Source organism: Streptomyces sp. NPDC048590, assembly GCF_043199535.1.
In the GTDB taxonomy this organism is placed as follows: domain Bacteria; phylum Actinomycetota; class Actinomycetes; order Streptomycetales; family Streptomycetaceae; genus Streptomyces.
In genome coordinates this window covers 834,705-859,766 of sequence record NZ_JBICWC010000002.1, presented here as the reverse complement: position 1 = coordinate 859,766, position 25,062 = coordinate 834,705, and the positions used below count along the sequence as shown (strand labels likewise).

The 25,062-nt window shown below is 70.3% G+C and carries 18 protein-coding genes; 14 read left to right on the top strand and 4 right to left on the bottom strand.

Annotation, left to right across the window (positions count from 1 at the left end; all coding sequences use genetic code 11):
• Positions 1–13 precede the first annotated feature (13 nt).
• From ACGFNN_RS08105 to ACGFNN_RS08095, 3 genes are all read right to left on the bottom strand, one after another.
• Entirely contained in the window at positions 14–2,440 is a 2,427-nt protein-coding gene (locus tag ACGFNN_RS08105; RefSeq protein ID WP_393553980.1) for a glycoside hydrolase N-terminal domain-containing protein, read from the bottom strand.
• 122 nt (positions 2,441–2,562) lie between these two features.
• Positions 2,563–3,756, bottom strand: a complete 1,194-nt coding sequence (locus ACGFNN_RS08100) for an extracellular solute-binding protein (protein ID WP_393553978.1) — start codon at positions 3,754–3,756, stop codon at positions 2,563–2,565.
• 143 nt (positions 3,757–3,899) lie between these two features.
• A complete protein-coding gene (locus tag ACGFNN_RS08095; protein WP_393553976.1) occupies positions 3,900–5,783 on the bottom strand; it encodes a right-handed parallel beta-helix repeat-containing protein in 1,884 nt (627 codons plus the stop codon).
• 594 nt (positions 5,784–6,377) lie between these two features.
• Between ACGFNN_RS08095 and ACGFNN_RS08090 the strand changes: the two genes are divergently transcribed.
• The 12 genes from ACGFNN_RS08090 to ACGFNN_RS08035 all read left to right on the top strand — a co-directional run bounded on the left by ACGFNN_RS08090 (position 6,378) and on the right by ACGFNN_RS08035 (position 22,049).
• The gene (locus ACGFNN_RS08090; protein ID WP_393553975.1) at positions 6,378–7,586 is read left to right on the top strand and encodes an FCD domain-containing protein; all 1,209 of its coding nucleotides are present in this window, start codon (positions 6,378–6,380) and stop codon (positions 7,584–7,586) included.
• Complete coding sequence (locus ACGFNN_RS08085) at positions 7,583–8,983, top strand: glycoside hydrolase family 28 protein (RefSeq protein ID WP_393553974.1); 1,401 nt, start codon at positions 7,583–7,585, stop codon at positions 8,981–8,983. The genes ACGFNN_RS08090 and ACGFNN_RS08085 overlap by 4 nt, the downstream gene beginning before the upstream one ends.
• Before the next feature lie 584 nt (positions 8,984–9,567).
• The gene (locus tag ACGFNN_RS08080; RefSeq protein ID WP_393553972.1) at positions 9,568–10,758 is read left to right on the top strand and encodes a mandelate racemase/muconate lactonizing enzyme family protein; all 1,191 of its coding nucleotides are present in this window, start codon (positions 9,568–9,570) and stop codon (positions 10,756–10,758) included.
• A complete protein-coding gene (locus tag ACGFNN_RS08075; protein WP_393553970.1) occupies positions 10,755–11,774 on the top strand; it encodes a hydroxyacid dehydrogenase in 1,020 nt (339 codons plus the stop codon). Before ACGFNN_RS08080 ends, ACGFNN_RS08075 begins: the two co-directional genes overlap by 4 nt.
• A gap of 5 nt (positions 11,775–11,779) precedes the next feature.
• Positions 11,780–12,790: an aldo/keto reductase gene (locus tag ACGFNN_RS08070; protein ID WP_393553968.1), complete on the top strand. Its 1,011-nt coding sequence runs from the start codon at positions 11,780–11,782 to the stop codon at positions 12,788–12,790.
• Positions 12,787–13,671, top strand: a complete 885-nt coding sequence (locus ACGFNN_RS08065) for an amidohydrolase family protein (protein ID WP_393553966.1) — start codon at positions 12,787–12,789, stop codon at positions 13,669–13,671. The genes ACGFNN_RS08070 and ACGFNN_RS08065 overlap by 4 nt, the downstream gene beginning before the upstream one ends.
• A 20-nt stretch (positions 13,672–13,691) precedes the next feature.
• On the top strand, positions 13,692–15,137 hold the full coding sequence (locus ACGFNN_RS08060; RefSeq protein WP_393553964.1) for a hypothetical protein: 1,446 nt from the start codon (positions 13,692–13,694) through the stop codon (positions 15,135–15,137).
• Positions 15,138–15,222: 85 nt separating this feature from the next.
• On the top strand, positions 15,223–16,488 hold the full coding sequence (locus ACGFNN_RS08055) for an ABC transporter substrate-binding protein (protein WP_393553963.1): 1,266 nt from the start codon (positions 15,223–15,225) through the stop codon (positions 16,486–16,488).
• 2 nt (positions 16,489–16,490) lie between these two features.
• On the top strand, positions 16,491–17,402 hold the full coding sequence (locus ACGFNN_RS08050) for a carbohydrate ABC transporter permease (protein WP_393553961.1): 912 nt from the start codon (positions 16,491–16,493) through the stop codon (positions 17,400–17,402).
• Positions 17,399–18,241 (top strand): carbohydrate ABC transporter permease, encoded by an 843-nt coding sequence (locus ACGFNN_RS08045; RefSeq protein ID WP_393553959.1) that lies wholly within the window; start codon positions 17,399–17,401, stop codon positions 18,239–18,241. Before ACGFNN_RS08050 ends, ACGFNN_RS08045 begins: the two co-directional genes overlap by 4 nt.
• Positions 18,242–18,353: 112 nt before the next feature.
• Positions 18,354–18,695, top strand: a complete 342-nt coding sequence (locus ACGFNN_RS08040) for an L-rhamnose mutarotase (RefSeq protein WP_393553957.1) — start codon at positions 18,354–18,356, stop codon at positions 18,693–18,695.
• 204 nt (positions 18,696–18,899) lie between these two features.
• The gene (locus ACGFNN_RS08035; protein WP_393553955.1) at positions 18,900–22,049 is read left to right on the top strand and encodes a carbohydrate-binding protein; all 3,150 of its coding nucleotides are present in this window, start codon (positions 18,900–18,902) and stop codon (positions 22,047–22,049) included.
• A gap of 57 nt (positions 22,050–22,106) precedes the next feature.
• On the opposite strand, the gene ACGFNN_RS08030 is transcribed toward ACGFNN_RS08035, so the two are convergent.
• Positions 22,107–22,856: a FadR/GntR family transcriptional regulator gene (locus tag ACGFNN_RS08030; RefSeq protein WP_393553954.1), complete on the bottom strand. Its 750-nt coding sequence runs from the start codon at positions 22,854–22,856 to the stop codon at positions 22,107–22,109.
• Between the two features lie 271 nt (positions 22,857–23,127).
• On the opposite strand from ACGFNN_RS08030, the gene ACGFNN_RS08025 reads away from it, so the two are divergent.
• Both ACGFNN_RS08025 and ACGFNN_RS08020 read left to right on the top strand, forming a co-directional pair.
• On the top strand, positions 23,128–24,327 hold the full coding sequence (locus ACGFNN_RS08025) for a mandelate racemase/muconate lactonizing enzyme family protein (protein WP_393553952.1): 1,200 nt from the start codon (positions 23,128–23,130) through the stop codon (positions 24,325–24,327).
• A complete protein-coding gene (locus tag ACGFNN_RS08020; protein WP_393553950.1) occupies positions 24,324–24,983 on the top strand; it encodes a ThuA domain-containing protein in 660 nt (219 codons plus the stop codon). Before ACGFNN_RS08025 ends, ACGFNN_RS08020 begins: the two co-directional genes overlap by 4 nt.
• Positions 24,984–25,062: the final 79 nt, after the last annotated feature.

Sequence of the window (25,062 nt, the reverse complement as noted above, 5' to 3'; positions counted from 1 at the left end):
CCGTCCGCCCCGGTCAGCGACCCGGGCGGGCGGTCAGCCGGTAGCGGGCACCCGGGCTGGTGTCGAAGGCGACCAGGCACTCCTCCGGCCGGTGTGCCTTCGCCCCGGTGACGTCGACGGGGTGGGGAGTACGGACTCGCACCGGGTTGCCGAGCAGGGAGCGGACCTCGGCGTGGGCGATCCCGTCGGAGGTCCACGCGAGGTCCACCTCGAAGCCACCCCGGGCACGCAGTCCGCGGTACGAGCCGGTGGGCCATGCGTCGGGCAGCGCCGGCAGCAGCGAGATCTCGTCCGAGTGGCTCTGGAGCAGCATCTCCGTGATGCCGGAGACGCCGCCGAAGTTGCCGTCGATCTGGAACGGCGGGTGCAGGTCGAAGAGGTTGGGGGCGGTACGGGCGGGGGTGAGCAGGTCCGACAGGTGCTTGTAGGCCTGCGCCGGGTCGAGCAGCCTGGCCCACATGTTGATCTTCCAGGCGAGGGACCAGCCCTGTCCCGCCGTGCCCCGCAGCTCCAGGCTCTTCACCGCCGCGGCGGCGAGCTCCGGCGTGGTGCGGGGGTCGATCTGCGCGCTGGGGAACAGTCCGTAGAGTTGCGAGACATGGCGGCTGCGCACCAGGGCCGCCTCCTCCCAGTCCTCCAGCCACTCCTGGATCTGGCCGAGGTAACCGATCCGGGTGGGCGCGAGGCGGTCACGGATCTCGCTGACCCGCTCGACGAACCCGCGGTCGCGGTCCAGGACCCCGGCCGCCTGCCGGTACGCGTCGAAGAGGTCCCGCAGGAGCTGCATGTCCATCGTGGGACCAGCGCAGATGCTGACGCTCTCCCCCTCGTCCTGGTGGTGGGTGACCTCGGGCGACTGCGAGGGGTTGGTGACCAGCCATCCGGTCTTCGCGTCCACCACGAGGGTGTTGACGAAGAACTCCGCGGCACCCTTGATCACCGGGTAGTTGCGGCTCAGTGCGCCCTTGTCGCCGGTGAAGCGGTAATGGTCCCAGAGCATCACGCAGAGCCAGGCGCCGCCGGTCGGCCACATGCCGTACTGCGCGGCGTCCACGGGGGCGGTACCCCGCCAGCCGTCGGTGTTGTGGTGCATCACCCAGCCCGGGGCGTCGTACATCTCCTTCGCGGTGCGGGTACCGGACTCGGCCAGTTCGTGGACCATCCGGACCGCGGGGTCCCAGCATTCCGCCAGGTTGGCGGGTCCGGCCGGCCAGTAGTTCATCTCGAAGTTGATGTTGACGGTGTACTTCGATTCCCAGGCCGGATTGAGGCTGTCGTTCCACAGACCCTGGAGATTCGCGGACTGCCCGGGCGTGCGGGAGCACGAGGCAAGGAGGTAGCGGCCGTACTGGAAGTAGAGGGCGGCGAGTTGCGGGTCCTTGCCGTCGGCGAAGAGCGGGATGCGCTGGTCGGTGGGGAGCCCGGCCCGCTCCGAGGGGCCCAGGTCGATGCCGACCCTGGAGTAGAGCCGGCGGTAGTCCTCCACGTGCCGGGTACGCAGCTGTTCGTAGCGCCGCCGCGCGGCGGGGTCGAGGTGCCGCCGGGCCCTGGCCTTCGGGTCGGCGTCCGCGTCGAGGTAGTTGCGGTAGCTGGTCGCCAGGGAGATCAGGAGGGTGACCGAGTCGGCCCCCTCCACCGTGAGGGTCCCGCCGTCGGTGGAGACCCGGCCTCCCTCCGCCTCGGCTCGGGCCAGGGCGCGGAAGCGGACCGAACCCGGCAGGCCGTACCAGTCGCCGCTCACTCCGTCGAGCGCCACGGTCCGTCCGTCCACCGCAGCGCCGGTGGAGCGCTGGGGCGTGGTGAAGCGGGCGCTGAAGCCGAGTGCACCCGGCGTGTCAGTGGTCATCCGCACGACGATGACCTGGTCGGGGCCGGAGGCGAAGACCTCTCGCACATGGCGGACACCGCCGCGGGTGTAGCGGGTACGGGCGACCGCTGACTCCAGGTCGAGTTCCCGCTCGTAGTCGGTGGTCTCCCCGGTTCCGGTGAAGGCGAGTTCGAGGTCCCCGAGCACCTGGTAGGCGACCTGCTCCGAGGGACTGCCGATGAACTTGCTGTCGATCAGCCGCTGTGCCTGGTTCCACTTCTCCTCGACGACGAGGCGGCGGATCTCCTCCAGCTGCTCCCCCGCGCCGGGACGGACGTAGTCGTGCGGTCCGCCGGCCCACACGCTGTCCTCGTTGAGCTGCAGGCGCTCGGTCTCGGTGCCGCCGAAGACCATGGCGCCGATCCGGCCGTTGCCGACCGGCAGCGCCTCCAGCCACTCGGCCGCGGGTGCCTGGTACCAGAGCCGCATCGGGTGGGTTCCGGCGGCCGTGGCCGCCTCCCGGCCGACGCCCGCCGCCCCGGTCGCGGCCTGGGCGGCTCCGGTGCTGAGCGCGGTGGCCGCCGCGGATGCTCCGGCAGCGGCGAGGACGTGCCGTCGGGTCAGCTCGGACATGATGTGCCTCCAGATTCGTCGTACGGTGGTCCAGTACGTGGGGTGCCGGCGCGAGGTCGGCCGGCGTGCGGTACGAGCGGATGCGCCGGAATCGGGCGGGCGGCGGTGCGCCGCCGGGTGGGTCAGTGCCAGTTCCCCTCGCGGTACCAGGAGTCGAGGGAGTCGAGCAGGGTCCGGTGCGGGATCCGCTCGGCCAGTCCTTCCCGAAGCAGCAGCGAGGCCCGCTCCTGGAAGGTCAGGTAGCCGGGCATGCGGGGGCGCAGCCAGGCGCCCTCGACCGTGGTGAGTGTGTCGTGGCAGAAGCCCCGCCAGTGCGGGTCGGTCCGGCGGCCGGTCCAGGCGGTGCGGGCGGCCGGCTGACCGCCGGTCATCGGGAACAGATCCCTCTGGACGGGGTCGGAGAGCAGGCGGCGGACGTGGTCGCGGACGGCTGCGCGGGTCTCCGTGTCGCGTACCCGCCGGGCGGACACCGCGAGGCCGGCGCCCCCCAGCACGCTGCCGGCCGGTCCGTCGGCGCACCAGCCCGGCGGGCGGGAGAAGGCCAGTGGATAGGCTCCGGCCCGGGTGTAGGTGGCATAGCCGTAGACGAGCGGGCAGTAGGCGGGGCCGGCGTCCTGTGCCATGGCCCTCAGCACGCTGTTCGGGTCGCAGGTGCGCAGTGGTGGCGCGGTGCGGGCGCGGAGGGTGGCCATCATGTCGAGCGCGGCGAGGCCGGTTTCGCGGCAGACCACCGTACCGTCCTCCTCCTCCCGCATGGGTTCCTTCCCCTGGGCCAGGCTCATCGAGCAGAGAGTGAGGAAGGCGTGGGGGCCACCGAGGCAGAGGACGGTCGGAATCGTCCTGGCGAGGGCGGCCGCCTCCTTCCAGGTGCGCGGCAGACGGTCCTCGTCCACGAGGTCCGGGCGCGCGGCGGCGACCTGTGTGGACACGTCGAGCGGCAGGGCCCAGGTGTGCCCGCCCAGCCGGTAGCTCTCGTAACTGGCGCCGACCGAGGTCCGCCGCCAGTGGTCGAGTTCCGCCGCATCGAAGAGGGTCTCCATCGGCAGCAGGCAGCCTGAGGCCACTGCCGTGCCGAGTCCTGGGTGGGCGACGACGAGGAGGTCGTAGTCGCCGGCGTAGCGGCGGACCGGGGCTGCCGCGAAGGCCGCGGCGGGTTTGCGCTCCCAGCTCAGCGGCCGGGCGACCGTCTCGCAGCCGGCCGGCACCGAGGCGTCCAGCCTGGCCAGTTCTTCCAGCGGGGCGTAAACCCTCGGGTGGTCCCAGGTCAGTCCGCGCAGTCCGGCGGTGGTGGTGTGCACCGCGACGGGGGTGGCCATGGTGGCGACTCCATCCTTCTCATGCACATGCCATTACTGGAGGCATGACCTCCGGGACGGGTCGGGTGTGTCCGCACGCACGGGGCGCGGAGGCAGGGCCCGGCGCGCGGGCGCCTGCCTCCTGAGGGACGGTCAGCGACCGGTCACCGGGTGTCGCCCTCGGGCAGCGGGTACGGGAAGGACGCCTTGACGCCGATCTTGTCGTACTCCATCCGGGTGGCGTCGAAGCCCTCCTCCCAGTTGCCGTTCTTCACGTCGTTGCACTGGTAGCTCTGGTACGACTGGTCGGTCGTCCTGCCCACCTCGACGTCCGCGAAGCTGAAGCCGCAGCCACCCGCGTCCATGTGCACGCCCCGGGTGCCGCTGTCGGGCATGGAGGCGTCCGGGATCACGTCGCCGATCACCATCTGGCGGACGTGGTTGTCCACCGTGTGCGGTTCGACGTTGCTGACGCCGTAGGTGTAGAAGGCGCCCATGTCGCCGCTGTCCAGGCCGGCTTCGTCGATACGCAGGTACTCGAAGGTGTTGTTCCGGGCGTAGTTGTCCTCGGGTGCGACCTCGGGCCGCACCTCCAGGCTCACGCCGTAGCGGGCGCTGTGCTTGATGTGGCTGTAACTGACCGTGTTGTTGCCGGTGTTCTGGAGCTCGATGCCGGAGGCGTCGCCCGGCACCAGTTCGCCGTAGTGGGTGATGTAGTTGTTGGTCAGCAGGTGCCCGTTGGAGGTGTTCCCGTCCCCCGGGTAGGGGCCCTCCACCTTGATGCCGTCACCGCCGATGTTCTCGAGCAGGCTGTCCTTGACCGTCAGCCTGTCGTTGGCGAAGAGGGCGTACACCGCGTGGTAGCCGGTGTCGGAGATGTGCATCCGGGAGAGTGTGATGTCCTCGCTGTTGGTCACCGTGACCGCGCCGAAGCGGTTGCGGGGCAGTTCGATCTGCCGGTCGTACTCGGGGTACTTGCGCGGTTCACCCGAGTCGCCGTCGCTGATCCAGCCGTAGCGGTACCAGTCGACGAAGTCGGTGTACTGGAGGGAGAGACCGTCGAGGCTGATGTTCTCCACGCGCCGGTCCTCGGACGGGCCGGCGATGTTGAACAGGGTCTTCACCGTGGGCCGCAGCACCGTGACGTCCTTGATGTCACCGCGCGGCTTGTAGTAGACCTGCCCCTTCTTGAAGTCCGTGTAGTACTCGCCCGCCTGGTCCAGGAAGTCCAGCGAGTTCTGCAGGAAGTAGCGTGATCCGCCCCGTGAGTTGATGAGTGCGTACCGCGTCCAGTACTTCAGTGTGATCTGGCCCTTGGTGGGGTTCCAGTCCCGGATCGGCACGGTGTCGGTGAACCAGCTCCAGCTGCCGCCCGACCAGATGACAGCCGAGGCGTTGCTCATGTCCCAGTCGGGATCCCACTCACCGGGGGTCGAGTAGAGCCAGCTGCGTACCGCCTCCTTCTCCGGCTCGTAGAGGATCGAGGTCATGTAAGGGGCCCACAGGTCGTCGGACTTGCGGTTCGGGTAGCGGGCCGTGGTGGCGCGCTTGCCGTCCTCGAAGAGCGTGTAGAACGGGCTGTCCGTGCCGACGTCCGCCCGGTAGATGCCGTCCTTGTACTCCTCCCAGCCGGTGATCGGCTCGGCACCCATCACCCGGGCCTTGCCGGCCCCGTCGTAGGAGCGGTAGACGACCTTGTGTCCGCCGGCACCCGAGTCGCGGTCGTCGAAGTCGACGGTCCTGCTCACCGGGTAGTCACCGGCACGGAGATTGACGTCGATGTCGCACTTCATCCGGCCGGGCCGGTTGAGGCCCTTGTCGCGGATGTGGTCGCGGGCGCGTTCGATCGTCCTGAACGGGCTGGTCCTGGTTCCCTTGGCCTTGTCGTCGCCGTCGGGCGCGACGAAGATCTCGGTGGCCTTGCAGGACTGCTTCGCGCTGGCGCTGGCGTCGGGGACGCTCAGCGTCGCCCCGCTGACAAGCAGCGCGCCGGCGGCGAGCAGCAGCGGAAGTCTGGACCTCCGGCGTACGAAGGTGGTGATGGGCATGGATCCTCCAAGCCACGTGCGTCGTGTGGCGTCGTCGTTCGGCCGCGGACGTGCGGACGACGGGTGGGGACACGGGTGGGTGCCGCACCGGTGCGATCCGGGCGTGGGCGACGTCGTCAGCGCGCGTCGCCGTCTGACCGCGTTCGGCCTGTCGTCACCGCGGTCGCCGGGGAGCGGGCGTGCTCCGCCCGGGCCGCGGGCACATCATGGGCGCAGGAGAGGGGTCGGCCGGCCGTGCGCGGACACGGCAGTGCCGTCGCGCCGGCCATCGGGTGCCGGGGGCCTCGGCCCCCGTGAGTGGATCACGGGCTTCCGGCCTGGGGCATCCGGGCCGGGGACGATTCAGGAGCGGACGGACAGGCCGGCACGGGCGCTCAGGGGCCCCCGCCCTCCGGTCCGTCGATCACACAACGTTTCCTCCTCGACGGGCATCGCTGCCACGGTCTAGTGGGTCACTGATCGAGCACGATAAGTAAGATGTTCGCGCCCGGGCCCCGTCAATACGCCGGAGCGAACAATAAGTTGATGCATGCGGGACGGCGCAGCCCAGGCCTTTCGAGTCATAAATCCACGCATCCACGGAGTGGCAGCGTCATGACGAATCCGGATCTCCCGGCGTTTGTGCAGCTCAGCGACGTCGACCGGGCAGCCCTGTCCGACTATGCCCACCGGCCCCCCGGAGCGCTCCGGCTGCGCGGCTCCATCGTGCTCGCCTGCGCCGAAGGGCTGACCAACGCGGAGGTGTCCCAGCGCCTCCAGGTCAGTCCGGCCACGGTCGCGAAGTGGCGGGAGCGCTATCTGCGTCGGGGGCTGGCCGGACTGAGCGATGCCCCGAGGACCGGACGACCGCGCAGCGTCACCAGGCAGGAGGCGGAAGCGCATGTCGCAGCGGTGCTCGAACAGTCCCGTGGCGGCGCTCCGGTGCCCTCGACCCGCTCGCTGGCCGAGACGCTGGGCCTGTCGCAGTCGACGGTGGCGCGCATCTGGCGGGAACAGGCCGCCGGGCTCACCGACCCGCCGGCCCCACGGCGCCGCCGCCGTTCCCGGCAGCCCGGGGACGACGGGACCGAGGCGGTGCCGGTACCGGCCCGGATGCCGCGCCAGCTGCTCTCCGACCACGTGTACACCCTGCTGCGGGACTGGATCGTCGGCGGTGAACTCGTGCCCGGGCAGCGGCTGGTGGAGTCGGAGATCGCACGCCGGGTCGGCACCAGCCAGGCTCCGCCCCGCGAGGCGATCAAGCGCCTGGCGTACGAGGGGCTGGTGGTGTCACAGCCGCACCGTGGCACGTACGTCGCCAGGATCTCCGAACGGCAGGCTCAGGACGTACGGGACATCCGGGTCATGTTCGAGGAGTACGTGGCCCGCCGCACGGCCGGTCGCCTGGACGCCGAGCACGACCGGTTGCTGGCACAGGACGTGGAGCAATTGCGGCGAGCTGCGGACAAGGGCGACATCGCGGCTTTCCGCAGCGCCGACATGTCCTTTCACCGCCATGTGTGCGAGGCTGCGCGCAACGACGCGCTGATCCGCCTGTGGCGGATGATCGAGTCCAGCCTGTGGGATCTCCATGTGCTGGGCGACCCCCGCTACGTCGGCGGCTGGGGCGCGTTGGCCGAGCACCACGCGGAGCTTCTGGACGTCCTGCACTCCGGCGACCCCGATGCCGCCGGGCCGATGTTCGCCGCCCACGCCGCGGGTGAGGTCGATCGCTACCTCCCCGCCCCGGCCGGGCCGCACGCCCACGAGGGCGGTGAAGCGACCGCGGACCACCACCCATCTCACCGAGGGACACATCCGTGAGTGATCCGGTACGCAGACGACTCCTCCGCCTCGGAACCCTGGCCGCCGCCGCGGCCCCGCTGGCCCGGGCCTCCGGCGCGGCCGCGGCGGGCCGAGGCGGCCCCCGCTTCCCCGACGCGTGGTTCCCGGTGACGGACCACGGCGCCGTCGGCGACGGCGTCACCGACTGCACCGCGGCGGTCCGGGCTGCCGTCCACGCCTGCCACCGGGCCGGCGGCGGACATGTGCTGATCCCCGCGGGGCTGTGGGCCACGGGACCGATCCACCTGCTCAGCGGCGTGGACCTCCATGTGGCCGAAGGCGCGACGGTGCTCTTCAGCACGGATCCGTCCGCCTACCTGCCGGTGGTGCGGACCCGCTGGCAGGGCGTCGAGGTGTTCAACTACTCGCCGATGATCTACGCCTTCGGCCAGCACGGCATCGCGGTCACCGGTCGGGGCACTCTCGACGCGCAGAGCGACAACGCGCACTGGTGGCCGTGGAAGGGCTCGGGGCAGTACGGGTGGGAGCCCGGGATGCCCCACGAGCGAGCGGACTGGGCCACTTTGGAACAGTGGGGCGCCCAGGGGGTTCCGCTGACGGAGCGTGTGCTCGGCGCAGGGCATTACCTGCGCCCCAGTTTCATCCAGCCCTACATGTGCGCGGATGTCCTGATCGAGGGCGTCACACTCCGCAACTCCGCGTTCTGGAACATCCATCCGGTACTCAGCCGCGACATCGTCGTCCGGGACGTGCGCGTCGAGTGCGAGGGGCCCAACAGCGACGGCTGCGACCCGGATTCGTGCGAGAACGTCACCATCGAGCGGGTCACCTTCGCCACGCACGACGACTGCATCGCCATCAAGTCCGGCCGGGACCAGGACGGCCGCCGGGTGGGCGTACCGTCCCGGCGCATCCGGATCCGGGACTGCGTGTACCTCAGCGGCGGAGCAGCGGTGGCGATCGGCAGCGAGATGAGCGGCGGGGTGTCGGACGTCGTCGCCCAGCGGCTCCGCCTGCCCTTCGACGCCGATCTGGGCGAGGCGTCCGTCGCCTCGGTCCTCGTGGTCAAGTCCACGCCGACCCGCGGCGGTTACGTCCGGGACGTCCGGGTCACCGACGTGGACGCCCCGGCCTGGACGTATGTGCCCTTCGAGGTCACGTTCCAGTACGCCGGCGACACCGGTGGCGCCACACCCGCCGAGGTGACCGGGCTGTCGGCGGCCCGCTGGTCGATGCGCGGCCCCTGCGAGTACCCGGTACGCGTACGGGCCCGGCCCGAGGCGCCCGTCAGCGAGGTCGCCCTGGATCGGCTGGTCTTCGACGAGGCCGCCCAGGACATCCTGCTCCAGTCCGTGACGGGCCTGACCATGCGGCACGTGACGGTCAACGGCCGTCCGCAGGAGGGTTCGTCGTGATGGGCTGAGGCCCGGGGACGTCTGGCGATGATGCGGCTCACAACCTTGGAGGGTGTGAGCCGCCCGCATGTCCGGAGCCTTGGCGGCCTCAGCCGCGCGGGGGCCACGAGGCGGCGGACGGGAGGGCGGATCGTGTACGACCGGGTCGGCGCGGGGCGCATCGCGTACGACCGGCGACCACGCCTCGAGACGCTCTCCGGCGTGCGCGTCCGGACCGGGCCCGGCCTCGGGAGACGCCACCGACCTGGCTTTTCCTCCACCATCGGCCGTTCACCCGGCCCGAATTGAGATGTCGGCCAGGACTTCCAAGTCGTCACTTGTATGATACGTTACGACTGTTGAGGGCGCGGTCCGGGCCTCCCCCGGCGGCGCACACACCGCGCCGTTCCCCGCCCCGACGACGTGTCACCCCGAAACATCAGCAAGGTGCGGTCGACGACCGCGAGCCGCGTGCCCCGGCACGCTCCCCCACGGCCCGCGCTCATGACCGGTGCCGGCCGGCCGGGCCGCGAGTACACCGGGCGGACCGGATGCCGGAGCGCCCTCGCCGTGGGACCGCGAACAAGCACGCAGAGGGGGAGCAGTTGAAGATCACCGGGTACCGGACCCTCCGGACCGTGCACCACTGGGGCAGGCCGGTCGGGGACGCCAACGGCGTCGTCGCGGGTGGCAGCACCGAAGTCCCGGTCCTGCTGGTCGAGACCGACGCCGGGCTCACCGGAGTGGGGCTCGGCGCGCACGCCGAGGCACACCGGATCTTCCCGGCCGTCGAAGGCCATGATCCGAGGGCCGTCACCACGCTCTACGACCGGATGCTCGCCCACACCTTCAAGAGCGGTCACGCCGGCTCCGTGTTCGGCACCATCGGTGCGTTCGACATGGCGCTCTGGGACCTGAAGGCCAAGATGGCCGGCGAACCGCTGTGGCGCACCCTCGGCGCGGCGGACCGCTTCGTGCCCGGCTACGCCTCCGGCCTCGACATCGGGCTCGACGACGACGAGTTGGTGACGCTCTACACCGGGTGGGCCGAACGCGGCTTCACCGGTGCCAAGCTCAAGGGCGGCCTCGACACGGACCGCGACATACGCAGGCTGGGCGCGGTGGCGGAGGTGCTCCGCGTCAACACCCGCTCCCCCGCCCTCATGCTCGACGTCAACGAGACCTGGGGCCGCCACCAGGCCGTCCGGCTGCTGGCCCGCATCGAGGAACGGATCGAACTGGCCTGGATCGAGGAGCCGGTACGCCGATGGGACACCGCCGGCAACCGTGCCGTCGGCAGGTCCGCCCGTACCGCCGTCGCATCCGGCGAGAATCTCACCGGACTCGAGCAGTTCCTCCCGCTGCTGGCCGCCGACGCCGTGCAGGTCGTGCAGACCGGGAGCGTCTGGGGCATCACCCACTTCCTGCGGACCGCGACCCTCGCGCACGGGCACGACCTGCCGGTCAGCCCGGTCGGCTACGAGGGCAACCCGGTCGCGCACGCCGCGGCCTCGGTCCCCAACCACCTGGTCACCGAGGTGCAGGACACCGGCAGCCCGGTCGGCCTCACCGTCGACCAGGTGATCGCCGACGGCGGCATCGTGCTCGGCGACGCACCCGGCCTCGGCATCTCCGTGGACGAAGCGGCGCTGGCCCGGCTGGAGACCGCCGGCTGGGCCGAGCCCGCCGGACCGCACGTACGCCCTGCCGTGGCGGGCCTGCGTCTCGTCGCCGACGCCGGACGAGTGGGAAGCCCTCCACGCGACGGACACCCGCAGAGGGAGACAGCCCCGTGACGCGACCTCGTGCCGTCCTCGCCATGAACCCGCCGGGCCTGACCCGGTCCCTCTTCGACGAGGACGCCCTCGCCCGGCTGCGCCGCGCCGCCGACATCGACACGGATCTCGTCCTCACGGAGATCGACTCCGCCCGCTCCCGGGCGGTACTGGACGGCGCCGACGTCCTGATCGCCGGCTGGAACGCCCCGGTCGTCCCCGCCTCCCTGCCCTGCGCCTCGCGTCTGCGGGCCGTGGTCTACGCGGGCGGGGTCGCCGCGACCTGCCTGGACGACCCCGGTACGTTCGCCGCCCGCGGTGTGGTGGCCGCCAACGCCCGCGCCGCCAACTCGGGTCCGGTGGCCGAGTACGCGCTCGCCATGATCCTTCTCGCGGGCAAGCGGATCCTGCCCGCCGCGCAGGAGTACCGGCGGACCCGCGCCCTGCCGGACAACCTGGCCGTCCCCGCCGGGACCGGCAACTACCGGCAGACCGTGGGCATCGTGGGCGCGTCCACCGTGGGCCGCGCGGTGCTCCGGCTTCTGCGCCCCTTCGACCTGGACGTACTGCTGTACGACCCCACTCTCACCGCCGAGGAGACGGCCGGGCTCGGAGCCCGGTGGGTGGAGCTCGACGATCTTATGAGGAGCAGTCAGGTGGTGTCGCTGCACCAGCCTCTGACGCCTCTGACGCGAGGTCAGATCGATGCCAGGCGGCTCGCCCTGATGCGTGACGGGGCGACGCTGGTGAACACCGCCCGCGGCGCCGTCGTCGACCAGGACGCCCTCACCGCGGAGTTGCGCACCGGCCGGATCGACGCCGTGCTCGACGTCACCGACCCCGAGCCGCCCGCTCCCGACAGCGATCTGTGGACGCTCGGCAATGTGGTGCTCACCCCGCACATGGCAGGTTCCATAGGCGGTGAGCTGCACCGGATCGGCGACGCCGTCACCTGCGAGGTCGAGCGTTTCGCGGCAGGCCTCCCGTTCGCCCATCCGGAGGACCTGGCATTCTCCGCTCGCGCGAGGGTCAGGTGACCGTGATGCGGCTCCGAAGCTCGACACGTACCCCCGAACTGACCGAACTCGGCCTGGGAGCAGCCCATCTGGGCAACCTCGGCCGGGTCACCTCCGAAGAGGACGCCCGTGGGACGGTCGACGCCGCCTGGCTGAGCGGGGTCCGGTACTTCGACACCGCCCCCCACTACGGCCTCGGGCTCGCCGAGCGCCGCCTCGGCGCCGCGCTCGCGGGCCGCCCCCGCGCCAAGTACGCCGTCTCCACCAAGGTCGGGCGGCTGCTGGTGGAGAGCCCGGAGACCGCTCATCTCGACGACGACGGCGGATTCGCGGTGCCCGCCACCCACCGGCGGAACTGGGACTTCAGTCGCGACGGCATCCTCCGTTCGCTCGAAGGCAGCCTGGAGCGGCTCGGTCTCGATTACGTCGACATCGTCTACCTGCACGACCCCGACAACCACTGGCAGCAGGCCTCCACCACGGGCGTCGACACGCTGGTGGAGCTCCGCGACGAAGGTGTGGTGAAGGCGGTGGGCGCAGGGATGAACCAGGCCGCGATGCTCACCGAGTTCGTCCGGCGCTGCGATGTGGACGTCGTCATGGTGGCGGGCCGCCATACGCTGCTCGACCACACCGCGCAGGACGAACTCCTGCCGCTCGCGCACGCACGTGGCGTGGGGGTCGTGGCCGCCGCGGTCTACAACTCCGGGCTGCTCGCCGCCCCGCGCCCGCTGGCCGGAGCGACCTACGACTACCTGCCCGCGTCCGGCGAGGTGAGCGCCCGGGCCGCCACGATCGCCGACGTCTGCGAGCGCCATGGCGTCACCCTGCCGGAGGCCGCCGTCGCCTATCCGCTGCTGCACCCCGCGGTGACGTCGGTGGTGCTCGGCGCCAGGGACGCCGGCCAGTCCCGGACCAACGCGCACCGCCTGGCGGCAGGCGTCCCGGACGCGCTGTGGGCCGAACTGATCGCGCTCGGGCTGCTTCCCGCGGAACCGGCGGACCGGACCACTCGGAACGGACGGAGCCTCGCATGACCGTGATCGACGCCCATCTGCACGTATGGGACCCCTCCCGGGTCAGCTACGACTGGCTCGGACCGGCGATGGCGCCGGTCGACGGCACCATGGGGTTCGAGGACGTCCGCCCGGAGCTGGGAGCAGCCGGGGTCACGGCGGCCGTCCTGGTGCAGGCGGCCGACAACGACGGCGACACCGACCACATGCTGGCCAGCGCCGCCGCCCACCCCGAGGTGGTGGGCGTCGTCGCCTGGGTCCCCCTCGACCACCCCGCGCGGGCCCGTGACCGGCTGGCGGAACTCCGGGAGAACCCGCACGTGGTGGGTGTCCGCGCCTTGGTCCACGAGAACCCGGACCCCGACTGGATACTCCGCCCGGAGGTGGCGCACGGGCTGGACCTGCTCGCCGGGGCCGGCCTCACCTTCGACTGGGTCACCTCGTCGCCGGACGCGCTGGCACACGTTCCCACGCTGGCGGCCCGGCACCCGGAGCTGCGCCTGGTGATCGACCACCTCGGCAAGCCTCCGGTGGGCGGCGGCGCCGAGGACCGTGCCGCCTGGCGGAAGCTGATCGCCGCCGCGGCGGAGCACCCCGGGGTGCACGCCAAGCTCTCCGGCCTGTACTCCGCCACCGGCCCCCTCGACACCTGGACGACCGGTGAGGTCCGTCCCTTCGTCGAGGACGCGCTGGAACTCTTCGGCCCCGACCGGCTGATGTACGGAGGCGACTGGCCGGTCTCGGTCCTGGCCGGCGGCTACGCGCGGTCCTGGGCCGCCTGCCGGGAGCTGCTCGCCCCGCTCACCCCTGACGACCGTACGGCGGTGCTCGGCGGGACGGCCGCCCGCTTCTACGGCATCGACGCCACCCTACTGGACGCCGCACGCCGAGCGGCTGCGTGAACCACCCCGGAAGGAACGCCATGGAACACCGCACCACCAGACCGGACACGACCGCTCTGGCCGGCTGGCTGCACAGCTGGGTGACGGACGAAGGCGCGATCAACGGCTTCCACAACCACAGTGTGTGGGGGACGAACCCCTTCACCTTCCTCGACTTCACCAGTGGCCACACCACCTTCGCCGGGCCCGCCGTCGGTGCCTTCGCCGAGGCCCTCGCCGCCCAGCCCGACGAGCGCGGCGTGGAGCTGCTGCGCCGTCTCCTGCGGTACCAGTCGGCAGAGCTGCAGGACGACGGCCAGTACCGCCACATCGGTTTCCAGGTCGGCGAGTCCGCCACCAGCGGGCTCATCCACAACGCCGTCGGCAGCCTCGGCATGCTGCTCGCGCTGCGGCATGCCCGCCATCTGCTCCCCGCCGTGGAGGTGGACGCCGTCCTCGACACGGTCCGGCGCAACCTGGACGCCTGCGCGATGTACGGGGGCGGCCGGGCGGGCGAGGACGGCACGTGCAACCAGGAGTACGCGCGGGTCTGGGTCAAGCAGCTCTACACGGAGCTCGCCGACGACAAGACCTACGCCGACCAGATACCCGAGGACCTGGCCACCTTGGTGCGCCTCTTCCACCACCGGGGTGTGCCGGACGCGGACAGCGCGGGTACCTTCCGCACCGTCAAGGACCGCGTCGAGGGCGGCATCCTGGAGCCGGCCGAGTACTACGGCCTGATGATCGTTCCCCTGGTGCTCGGCTACCGCGCCCTGGGCGATCCGGAGCTGCTGGCCGAGGCGAGGAGGCTCTGCCGCCACGTCGCCCGGTCCGCCTGGACCGACGAGACCGGGGCGGTCCGCTACCACCGTTACTGGTACGTCCAGGGCGACCGCGCCCTCAAGACGGACACGCCCATGCTGATCGCCGGCATGGGGCTCACCCTCTACGGCATCCACGAGGTCCTGGCAGAGGGGCCGGACGCCGAGCTGGAGGCCTTCACCGAGTCGTGCCTCGCCACGTACGCGGGGTACCAGACACCGGCCGGTTACTTCGCCTCGGCGAGCGGCTGGCACAACGAGGCCGATCTGGCCCCGAGCACCGCCTGGCACGCTCACGACCTGCTCTTCCTGATGGCCAGGCTGGGGCCGGGCGAGCACTTCTGGGACCGGGTGCTCGCACCGCGCGATCGGCAGTCGGTGCTGGTCAGCGACCGGGCCTTCTGGGCCGAGTCGGGGGTCCACTGGGCCGTGCGCTCACCGCTCACCGCCGGGGACCTGCACATCTACGGACGCAAGGACAAGGACACCTTCACCCGGGAGTTCTTCTCCTGGACGGACCGCGAGCCGCTGCCCGAGGACCTCCGCTACCCGGGCGTTCCCGAGTTCTTCGTCGCCAACGACGGCATCTACCGCGTCGACGGCGACGGCACCCCCACCGACATCACGGCCGTCGGCCCGCTGCCCTACCGGGGCCGGCTCTGACGCCGTACCCCGGTCCCCATTTCGCACCCCTCAACGGATGTTGATCCCCCAGCTTTCCCTACCCAGGAAAAGAGAGACGACAATGATGTCTTCCACCAGAGGGAACAGGACGCGCCTCGCCGCCCTGGCCGCCGTGGTCCCGCTGACGCTCCTCGCGGCGTGCTCACAGGGATCCGCCTCGGCGGGCAGCGAGGACGGCGAGATCCGGATGATGGTCAATCTCACCGACAACCTGAACCAGGCCTACTGGCAGAAGCTGGTCAAGCCCTTCGAGGACAAGACCGGTCTGAAGGTGAAGATCGAGGGTCCGACCGGCAAGTCCGTCGCCGAGTCCTTCCCGCAGCAGCTCGCCGCGGGCACCGCCCCCGACGTCATCCAGTCGATCTTCCCCGATGACGACACCGCCCCCGAGCTGCTCGACCTGAGCGGCGAGGCGTGGGCGAAGGACACCCCGATGTACGAGGACTACGCGATGGGTGACGCCCACTACGCCGCGGGCGTCGGTACCCAGACGCAGTCACTCGTCTACTACAACAAGGCCGCCTTCGAGAAGGCCGGCATCTCCGAGGCTCCCACCACGTGGGAGGAGCTGTCGGCGGACATGGCCAAGCTGAAGAAGGCCGGCTACACGCCGATGCAGACGGCCGGTGACTACATGACCGGACTTCAGCTCCAGCAGATCTTCCACCCCACGCTCAACCAGGCGCACCCGAAGTGGCAGAGCGACGTCAAGGGGCAGAAGCTCGCCGTCGGCGACGCCTACCTCCCGGCGTTCCAGAAGTACGCGGACTGGATCAAGTCGGGTTACATAGCCAAGAGTGACGTCGGCCTCAACCCCTCGCAGGCGGACGGTAACTTCCTCACCGGCAAGGTGGGCCTGTACACCAACGGCAGCTGGTTCGCGGCCACCCTGGACAAGGCCGGCAAGCTCCCCTTCGAGGTGGGCGTGTTCTCCCCGCCGGTCGAGGAGGGGAAGGACTACCCGGGTCCTCAGGGCGCGACCATGGCGGACCCGTACATGGTGAACAAGGGCGCGGCCGACCCGGACGCCGCGAAGCAGCTCGTGGAGTACCTCGTCACCGACGCCGAGGCGGTGAAGACCCAGCTGACCTCCGACGGGGTGTTCCGCCAGGGGTCCGACGTCGAGCAGTCCGCCGTGGGCGCCCAGATCCAGGGCATCCTCGACGACGCGCCCGAACTGGTCGCCGTCGGCGAGGGCCAGGGCAACGTCCGGCTGCCGGTGACGGGCTTCAACCCGAAGTTCACCGAGGTGGCGCAGAGCCTCTACACCGGCGCGAGCCCGGCCGACGCGGCCAAGGCCATCGACCAGTGGGTCGACGAGAACCGCTGACCATGGCACTGAAATCCACTGGGAACCCGCGGGGATGGCGCCAGGCCGGCGTCTCGGTCAGCATGGTCCTCCCCGCGGTCCTCCTCTACGCCGCACTGCTGGTCGTACCGGTGATCTACGCGATCTACTACAGCTTCACCGAGTACAACGGATTCCCCCGTCGTGTGCCGGAGTTCATCGGTCTGGAGAACTACCGGACGATCTTCGCCTCCGACGACATGACCGGCACCATGGTGATCACCGCCGTGGTGGCGGTGGTGGGGGCGATCGCCGTCAACCTCGCCGCCCTGGGGCTGGCGCTGCTGCTGCAGCGCACCAACCGCTTCAACACCTTCGGCCGGGTCGTGATGTTCTACCCGCATGTGCTGAGCGCCCTGGTGGTCGGTTTCCTCTGGCAGGCGATCCTCGGCCCGCAGGGCGTGGTAAACACCATGCTGGAGAAGGTCGGTACGGACGCCCTGCCCTTCCTCAGCGACCCGGACTGGGCTCTCTGGTCGATGATCGTGGTCATCGTGTGGTCGCTGTTCGGCGTCCAGCTGATCCTCTATCTGGCCGGCCTGCAGACCGTGTCACCGGACCTGCTGGAGGCGGCCAGGCTCGACGGCGCCGGCAGGTGGCAGACGTTCCGCGCGGTCACCTGGCCCTCGCTGGCGTCCACGGTGACGGTCGCGGTCATCACCTCGGGCATCTCGCTGCTGAAGACGTACGACGTCGTCGTGTCGCTGACCGGGGGCGGCCCCGCGGGGTCGACCAAGACGCTCGCCTACTCGATTCTCGCGGTCTCGTTCCCGCAGCGGAACATCGGCCTGGCCTCCGCCCAGGCGGTGCTGCTGATCCTCGCGGCCGCGGTCCTGTCCCTCACGGTCCTCTTCCTGCGCAGGCGCGCCGAGGACGATGCGGAGTCGGTCGGATGAAGAAGACACTCACCTCGGCCGCCGCCGCGCGGACCGGGTTCATCGCCCTGGTGTCCCTCGGCATGCTCGTGCCGATGTACCTCCTGGTGGTCAACGCATTCAAGAGCCAGCGGGAGATCCTCGCCGACCCCTTCTCCCCCGCGTTCGGTTCGGCGTCCTTCCGGTACCTCTCGGACGCCTGGAACAACCCTGACTTCGACATCCTGAAGGGGTACGGAACCACCATCGCGCTGGTCCTCTGCGTCAACGCGCTGGGGATGGCACTGTGCGCACCGGCGGCCTACGTCCTGGCCCGCACACCGAAGACCCTCTCGCGGGTCCTGCTGTTCTTCTTCATCGCGGGCATGTTCATCCCGACCCAGGTGATCCTGGTACCGGTGATCTTCGTACTGCGCGCGGTGGGTCTGATGGGCACCATGCCCGGGCTCATCCTGTTCATGACGGCGACCACCGTCCCGTTCACGCTGTTCGTCTTCTTCGGCTACATCAGGACGCTTCCGAGGTCGCTGGACGAAGCGGCGGCGATCGACGGGGCCGGCAGGTACTACACCCTGTGGCGGATCATCCTGCCGCTGATGCGGCCGATCCTGGCCACCGTCTTCATCCTGAACTCGCTGAGCGTCTGGAACGACTTCGCGAGCCCGCAGATGATCCTGGGCCCCGGCAGCGGGATCTACACCGTGACCACCGGGGTCTACGCGGCCGTCGGCCAGTACTCCACGGACTACACCAAGGTCTTCCCGACGCTGCTGCTCGCGGTGATCCCGATCCTGGTGATCTTCGTCGCGATGCAGCGCCATGTCATGAGCGGCCTGGCTGCAGGAGCCGTCAAGGGCTGACCGCGGGTGCTCGTCGACAGACCCCACCGGCCCGGCCCTCGTGCCCGGCCGGCGGAGGCCGTTCTCCGGTCCCTCTCCGAGGTGATCGCCGCCCACACGAAGGAGCTGTCCCATGTCCGCACCCCGAACCCCCCGCCGCGTCGCGTCGGTGATCCATCTGCGGCCCGAACAGGAGCAGCAGTACCGGGAGTTGCACCGCAAGGTCCCCCAGCAGGTGCTGGACACCTTGTCCCGGGCGCACATCACCCGGTACTCCATCTTCCTGCGCGAGAACACCCTGTTCGCGTACTACGAGTACACCGGCGAGGACTACGAGGCCGACATGGCCGCCATCGCGGCCGATCCCGCCACCCAGGAGTGGTGGACCCTGACCGATCCGTGCCAGCGGCCACTCGACTCGGCCGCGCCCGGGGAGCGCTGGGTGGAGGCCGAGGAGGTGTTCCACCTCGGCTGACCGGCCGGGCCTGATTTCCCGTCGTCCGGACGCTTGTGCACCACCCCGAGGAACCCTACTGTGCACATGTCATACATGTTCCGTCTGCCCTGAGGCCTTCGTCCCGGGTGGCATGCGGGTCCGCGCATCGCGGCCGTGCCAGGAACACGGCATCCAACGAAAGGCTCATCCATGGTGAGACCTCGGAGACGACCGACTCGGATCGTGACGGCCTCCGTGGCGCTGGCGCTGATGACGGGTATCGGCGGGCCGGCGGCAGGCGCGGTGACGGCGTCCCCGGCCTCCGCCACCGCCGGCCTGACGGTCTACGTTTCGGTGACCGAAGGCGACGACGACAACTCCGGCGAATTCGGCGCCCCCTTCAGGACGGTCACCGCGGCACGGGACGCCCTGGCCGGGCGTACGTCCGCCGAGGCGCGGGGGACGGTGTACATCCGCGGTGGCACCTACGTCCTCGACGACACCATCCGGCTGGAAGGCGAGGCGAACTCGTGGGTCACCTACTCCGCCTACCGGGACGAGAAGGTGACGATCACCGGTTCGCACGAGCTGCCTTCCGACGGATGGAAGAAGCTCACGGACCTCTCGGCCGAGACCCTCGCCGAGCCGCGGTACTCCTCCAACAGCCGTCTGAACACCCCTGAGTTGCGCGAAGGCGTGTACGTGTACGACCTCGGCGGCCACGGCATCGACCCTGGCACGCTCTACAAGAACGGCTTCAACTGGGTCCAGCAGCCTTTCGCCCCCGAGCTGGTGGTGGACGGCGGGACACAGGTACTCGCCGAGTACCCCGACGGCAACACGTGCTCCACCAAGGAGACCGGCTGCCACCTCTGGGGCACGGGAGACAAGTGGGACGCCGAAGGCCCCGGAGACCTGATGAACGTCGATCTCGACGCGCGCTTCGGTCCGGAGAGCTCCTGGAACACCTCGGGCACCACCCCACGGGCTCAGTTCGAGGACAAGAAGCAGCAACTCCCCGCCGGCCAGGACCGGAGCACCTGGTCCCCGGAGGAACTCCGGCGCATGACACCGTCGCTGTACACCGTCGGCGGGCGGGCCGCGGAGAACGACCGCTACAAGAGCTGGGCTCCCGAGGCCGTGCCCACGGTGGACGATCTGGGCACCCGGGGCTTCGGGGCGTACACGGATGTGCCGGTCCAGCTGGACCCGCGGTGGATCGAGGACATCGACAACACCACCTCGGAGACCGAGGGCTGGCTCTCCGGCTACTTCGGCAACAACTACGCCAACGACATGGAGCGCATCCTGTCGTGGAGCGGCGACACGCTGTACACGAAGTACCCCTCCATGTACATCCCGCAGGACTCCTGGACCAAGGTCAAGGTGCTCAACGTCCTCTCGGAGATGGACACGGCCGGTGAGTACTACATCGACCGCTACCACGACAACGACGTCCTCTACTACCGCCCGCAGGGTGGCACGATCGAGGGCCGATCCGCGACGCTGCAGACGTTCGACAAGAACTTCATGCTGCTGGAGGACACCCGGGGCGTGACGCTGCGCGGCCTCTCGATGACCGGCTCGCTGGTGAGCGGCGTGCAACTGCTGGACGCGGTGGGGACGCTGATCGACGGCGTCGACATCTCCAACGTCAGCATGGACGCGATCCGGATCGGCCGCACCACCGACACGATCACCAGCATGCCCGACTACGAGACCTTGCGGGGCGGGCACGACAACGTCGTACAGAACTCCTACCTGCACGACCTGGGCGGCGGAGGCGTCCTGCTGGGCGGAGGCGACAGGTCCACCCTGAAGCGCGGGAACAACATCGCCCGGAACAACGAGATCGCCCGCTTCTCCAAGCTGGCCACCTACACCCCGGCCGGCTACATGTACGGGGTGGGCAACTCGTTCGAGTACAACTACGTCCACGACGCGCCGCACATGGCTGTGCAGATCATGGGCAACGACATGCGCGTCAACCACAACCGCTTCCACGACGTGGTGAAGAACGCGGGCGACATGGCCGCGGTGTACGCGGGGCGCGACTTCACCTACCTCGGCAACGAGATCGCGTACAACAGCTTCGAGGAGATCGGCGGTTCCAACGACGCTCTGTACATGGACGACGGGGCGACCGGCGTACGGTTCCACCACAACGTGGTGAACGGGTCCAACTCGGGCGTCAACCTCAACTCCGGTCACAGCAACGCCGTCGAGGACAACGTCTTCATCGGCGTGAAGCACGTCGGCCACGGTGGGATCTACCACAAGAACGGTGAGACCAGGCTCCCCCTGGCCAACAACTGGGTACTGGAAAGCAGGTTCAACGCCTTCCTCGACGTGCGCGAGGGAGAGAAGTACAGCGCGACCCCGAAGACCGTGGCCACCTGGCACCGGCACTACACCGACGGCGGTGCGAAGTACTCCGACGGCACCCCGATCACGTACCCGGAGATCACCGACTGGTACGTCCCCCGGGCGACGGCGACGGGCGAGGAGTGCACCACGGCCCTCTACGCCACCGACGGCGACAACGGGTGCAGCCGGGCGACGGTGTGGGACGACGCCGACTCGGTCTGGGTACCGTCCCGGGTCGGGATCGACCACTCGGTGATCGTCGGTTCCACCACCGGCTTCGTCCAGACCGAGGTGACGTTCTCGTCCCCGACATCGGTGTACGACCTCGCGCGGTGGAGCGACAAGGTCAACACCGACGCGCTGACGGCGACTTCGGTGGACGAGACCGGACTTGACCTCGGCACCTGGAAGTTCTCCGCTTCCGGCTCGGTCGCCCGGGCGTACGGCGCCGAGTGGGTCGACGCGTGGAACCGTGACGTCTCGTCCCAGGGCATCGGGCGTCCCTCGCGCGGCGACACGGCGGCTCTCTGGGACGCGGTCGACAGGGGCGCAGGTGTGCTCGCGGACGAGCCGGGCGGCAACGCCGCTCCGCTCGCGAAGGCCGTCGCGGCGGCGACCGCGGCCGGCGAGGCCACGGGCACCTCCCAGGCCAGGCTGGACGCGACCGTCATCGCACTCGACGACGCGGTCGCGGCGTACCGGTCCACCCGCTGGTCCGCCACCAGGACCTACGGTGCGGGCGACGAGGTCTTCCACGACGGCCGGGCGTACGAGGCCCTTTGGTACGCCCGGGGCGAGGAGCCCGGCACATCCGCCACGGGCGCCTGGGCCGAGACCGGCACGGGCGTGCGATGCGGGGACGGGACGGTGCCGGCGTGGACGGCGTCCTCGGTACATGACAAGGGTGACACGGTCGCGCACGACGGGCGGCTGTGGACGGCCGGGTGGTGGACACGGAACCAGGCTCCGGGCGGATCCGACGGCCCGTGGAAGGACGGCGGCGCCTGCGAGGCCGGAGAGGACTGATCAGGGGGGTCACCGAGGGGCGGGGCATCCACGGGAAAGGCGGGTGCCCCGTCCGTCCTACTCCTCCGTGGTGACGTGGGGGCGCCGGCGCTCCCACGAGGAGGTGATGTGGGAGCGCATGGCGTCCTCGGCCCCCTCCGGGTCACCGGAGATCACCGCCTCGGCGATCCGGGCGTGCGCCTCGTGGGTGAGGTCGATGTGCTCCCGCGTCGGGTCGCCGCTGTACTGGGGCGACCGGACGGCCTTCCCCTGGATGCTGGACACGATGGCCCGCCCGAAGGCGTCCTGGGAGGCGCGGTGGATGATCTCGTGGAACTCGATGTCCGCCCGCGCGTACGCCGTGGGGTCGTCCCGCAGCGAAGCGAGCTCGTCGAGCTTGGACGCCAGCACCGCGGCCTGGGCACCGTCGATGCACCGGGCCGCCCGCGCCGCCATGGCGCACTCCAGGGTGGTCCTGATCTCGATGAGGTTGTCCAGGAAGACCAGGCGGTCCTCGCGCTGGAAGAGCGCGTCGAGGACGAGCGGATCGAGCAGGCTCCACTGCTCCTGGTCGAGGACAACGGTGCCCCAGCCCTGACGAGTTGCGACGAGGCCCTTCTCGGCGAGTGTCGTCGTCGCCTCACGGATCACCGTACGGCTGACCTCGTACTCGTCGCACAGTTCTCCCGCCGACGGCAGCGCCGTACCCGGCGGGTACTCACCCAGCACGATGGCCGTGGCGAGGCTCCGGACGACGGCTGCGGCGAGCGGCGGCCGCCGCCGTGTGTGGCGGGACACCCCGGCGGTGTCCGCAGAAGGTCTGCTCATCTGGTCAGAGGCTCCCAAGGTGTGTGCAGGTTTGCCCGGCCCGTGCGGTCCGAGGACCAAGGCTAGCGGAACATGCTAAGGTCATCACTCGTATCACAAGTTATAACTGACGAGGTGTCGGGGGTGCGAGGCCGCCCCGACGGTGAGCGTGCCCGCGGGCACCCCGGTTCCGTCCTCGCCGCAGACGCTCCCTCATGCATCCGGTCGGACCTCGCGACGCATGGGGCGCACGTCCTGGCCGTGCGGCATGCGCAGACCAAGGAGAGGCGCGATGCGAATCACCGGATACAGATCCCTTGCCACCGTGCACGACTGGGGACGGCCGGTGGGCGACGTGAACGGTGTCGTCGCCGGCGAAGTCACCGAAGTACCCGTGCTGATACTGGAGACCGACGAGGGTCTCACCGGCGTCGGCCTCGGAAGTCACCCGGACGTGCACCGCGTGTTCCCGGCGCTCGAGGGCCAGGATCCGCGAGCGGTCACCTCGCTGTACGACAGGATGCTCTCCTACGTCTTCAAGTCCGGTCACGGCGGGCAGGTGTTCGGGGCCGTCGGCGCTTTCGACATGGCACTCTGGGACCTGAAGGCGAAGATCGCCGGGGAGCCGCTCTGGCGGACCCTGGGTGCCGCCGACCGCTTCGTGCCAGGCTACGCCTCGGGTCTGGAGTACGCACTCGGCGACGACGAGTTGGTGGAGTTCTACCGGAGTTGGGCTGCCCGCGGCTTCTCCGGGGCGAAGGTCAAGGGCGGACTCGACGTCGAGCGGGACGTACGGCGCTTGGCGGCCGTACGGGACGTGTTGCGCGCCAACACCCCCCGCCCCGCGCTGATGTACGACGTCAACGAGTCCTGGGGGGCGCATCAGGCGGTACGCCTCGCCCGGTCGGTCGAGGACCGCGTCGACCTCACCTGGATCGAGGAACCGGTCCGCCGCTGGGACGTCGCCGGGCACCGTGCCGTCGCGTCCGGCATCCGCGCGGCGGTCGCGACCGGCGAGAACCTGACTGGGCTGGAGCACTATCGCGCCCTGTTCGACGCCGACGCGGTGGGCGTGGTGCAGACCGGCAGCGTGTGGGGCATCACCCACTTCCTCCGGGTCTCGACACTGGCGTACGGTCACGGCCTGCCGGTCAGTCCGGTGGGCTACAACGCCAATCCGCTGGCGCACGCGGCGGCCGCGGTGCCGAACCACCTGGCCACCGAGGTGCAGGACCTGGCCTTCCCGTTCGGCCTCAGGGTCGATCAGGAGATCGCCGACGGAGGGATCGTCCTCGGTGACACACCGGGGCTCGGCATCGAGGTCGACGAGGAGGCGATCGCCGCGCACGCGGCGTCCGGCACGTGGTCGGCCCCCGGCGGTCCGCACGTCCGCCCGGCCGACGCGGGTCTGCGGCTGGCGCCCGCGCGTGACAGGACGACGAAGGAACACTTCGGCGGAGGAAACCGGCAGCGCGAAGGGATCGCAGGGTGAACACACGCAGGGCTCTGGTGGTACGCGGCGGCTGGGAAGGCCACGACCCGGTCGGCTGCACCGAGTTGTTCGTGCCCCGGCTGGAACGCGCCGGGTTCGGAGTGACCGTCGCGGAGGACCTCGCCGTCTACGAGGACGCCGAACTGCTCGCCGCCACCGATCTCGTGGTGCACTCCTGGTCGGGAGGTGAGCTGACACCGCTCCAGGAGGCCACGCTGGTGCGGGCCGTCGAAGCGGGTACCGGGTTCGCGGGGTGGCACGGCGGGGTGATCGGCACCAACGTCGCCAATGCGGGCTATCTGCGGATGGTCGGAGGCCGGTTCCTCTGGCACCCGGAGGGCTTCCAGGACTTCACCGTACGGATCGCCCGCTCACCGGACCGGGACGGGGAGATCGTCGCGGGGGTCGAGGACTACGACGTCCACACCGAGCACTACTGGGTGCTGTCGGACGGCCTCAACACGGTCCTGGCGACCTCGGTGCTGGCCCCCGCCGAAGAGCAGTGGGACGAGCCGGTGGAGTTTCCCGTGGTGTGGACCCGGCGCTGGGGGGCCGGGAAGGTCTTCGTCTGCACGCTCGGGCACCGCGTCGCCGACCTCGAGGTGGAGCAGACGGCGACGATCGTCGGGCGCGGTCTGCAATGGGCGGCTCGCTGAACGCCGGGCGCGACCTGCAACGGGCGGCTCGCTGAACGCCGGGCCGCCCGGCCCGGCCCACTCCTCCGAGCCCGGGACG

What these genes read in the sequence shown, in the direction of transcription:
- ACGFNN_RS08030 (WP_393553954.1), bottom strand. Translation starts at nt 22,856, where the DNA reads ATGAGCAGACCTTCTGCGGACACCGCCGGGGTGTCCCGCCACACACGG.
- ACGFNN_RS08055 (WP_393553963.1), top strand. Translation starts at nt 15,223, where the DNA reads ATGTCTTCCACCAGAGGGAACAGGACGCGCCTCGCCGCCCTGGCCGCC.
- ACGFNN_RS08070 (WP_393553968.1), top strand. Translation starts at nt 11,780, where the DNA reads ATGCGGCTCCGAAGCTCGACACGTACCCCCGAACTGACCGAACTCGGC.
- ACGFNN_RS08105 (WP_393553980.1), bottom strand. Translation starts at nt 2,440, where the DNA reads ATGTCCGAGCTGACCCGACGGCACGTCCTCGCCGCTGCCGGAGCATCC.
- ACGFNN_RS08040 (WP_393553957.1), top strand. Translation starts at nt 18,354, where the DNA reads ATGTCCGCACCCCGAACCCCCCGCCGCGTCGCGTCGGTGATCCATCTG.
- ACGFNN_RS08050 (WP_393553961.1), top strand. Translation starts at nt 16,491, where the DNA reads ATGGCACTGAAATCCACTGGGAACCCGCGGGGATGGCGCCAGGCCGGC.
- ACGFNN_RS08025 (WP_393553952.1), top strand. Translation starts at nt 23,128, where the DNA reads ATGCGAATCACCGGATACAGATCCCTTGCCACCGTGCACGACTGGGGA.
- ACGFNN_RS08060 (WP_393553964.1), top strand. Translation starts at nt 13,692, where the DNA reads ATGGAACACCGCACCACCAGACCGGACACGACCGCTCTGGCCGGCTGG.
- ACGFNN_RS08065 (WP_393553966.1), top strand. Translation starts at nt 12,787, where the DNA reads ATGACCGTGATCGACGCCCATCTGCACGTATGGGACCCCTCCCGGGTC.
- ACGFNN_RS08090 (WP_393553975.1), top strand. Translation starts at nt 6,378, where the DNA reads ATGACGAATCCGGATCTCCCGGCGTTTGTGCAGCTCAGCGACGTCGAC.
- ACGFNN_RS08095 (WP_393553976.1), bottom strand. Translation starts at nt 5,783, where the DNA reads ATGCCCATCACCACCTTCGTACGCCGGAGGTCCAGACTTCCGCTGCTG.
- ACGFNN_RS08045 (WP_393553959.1), top strand. Translation starts at nt 17,399, where the DNA reads ATGAAGAAGACACTCACCTCGGCCGCCGCCGCGCGGACCGGGTTCATC.
- ACGFNN_RS08100 (WP_393553978.1), bottom strand. Translation starts at nt 3,756, where the DNA reads ATGGCCACCCCCGTCGCGGTGCACACCACCACCGCCGGACTGCGCGGA.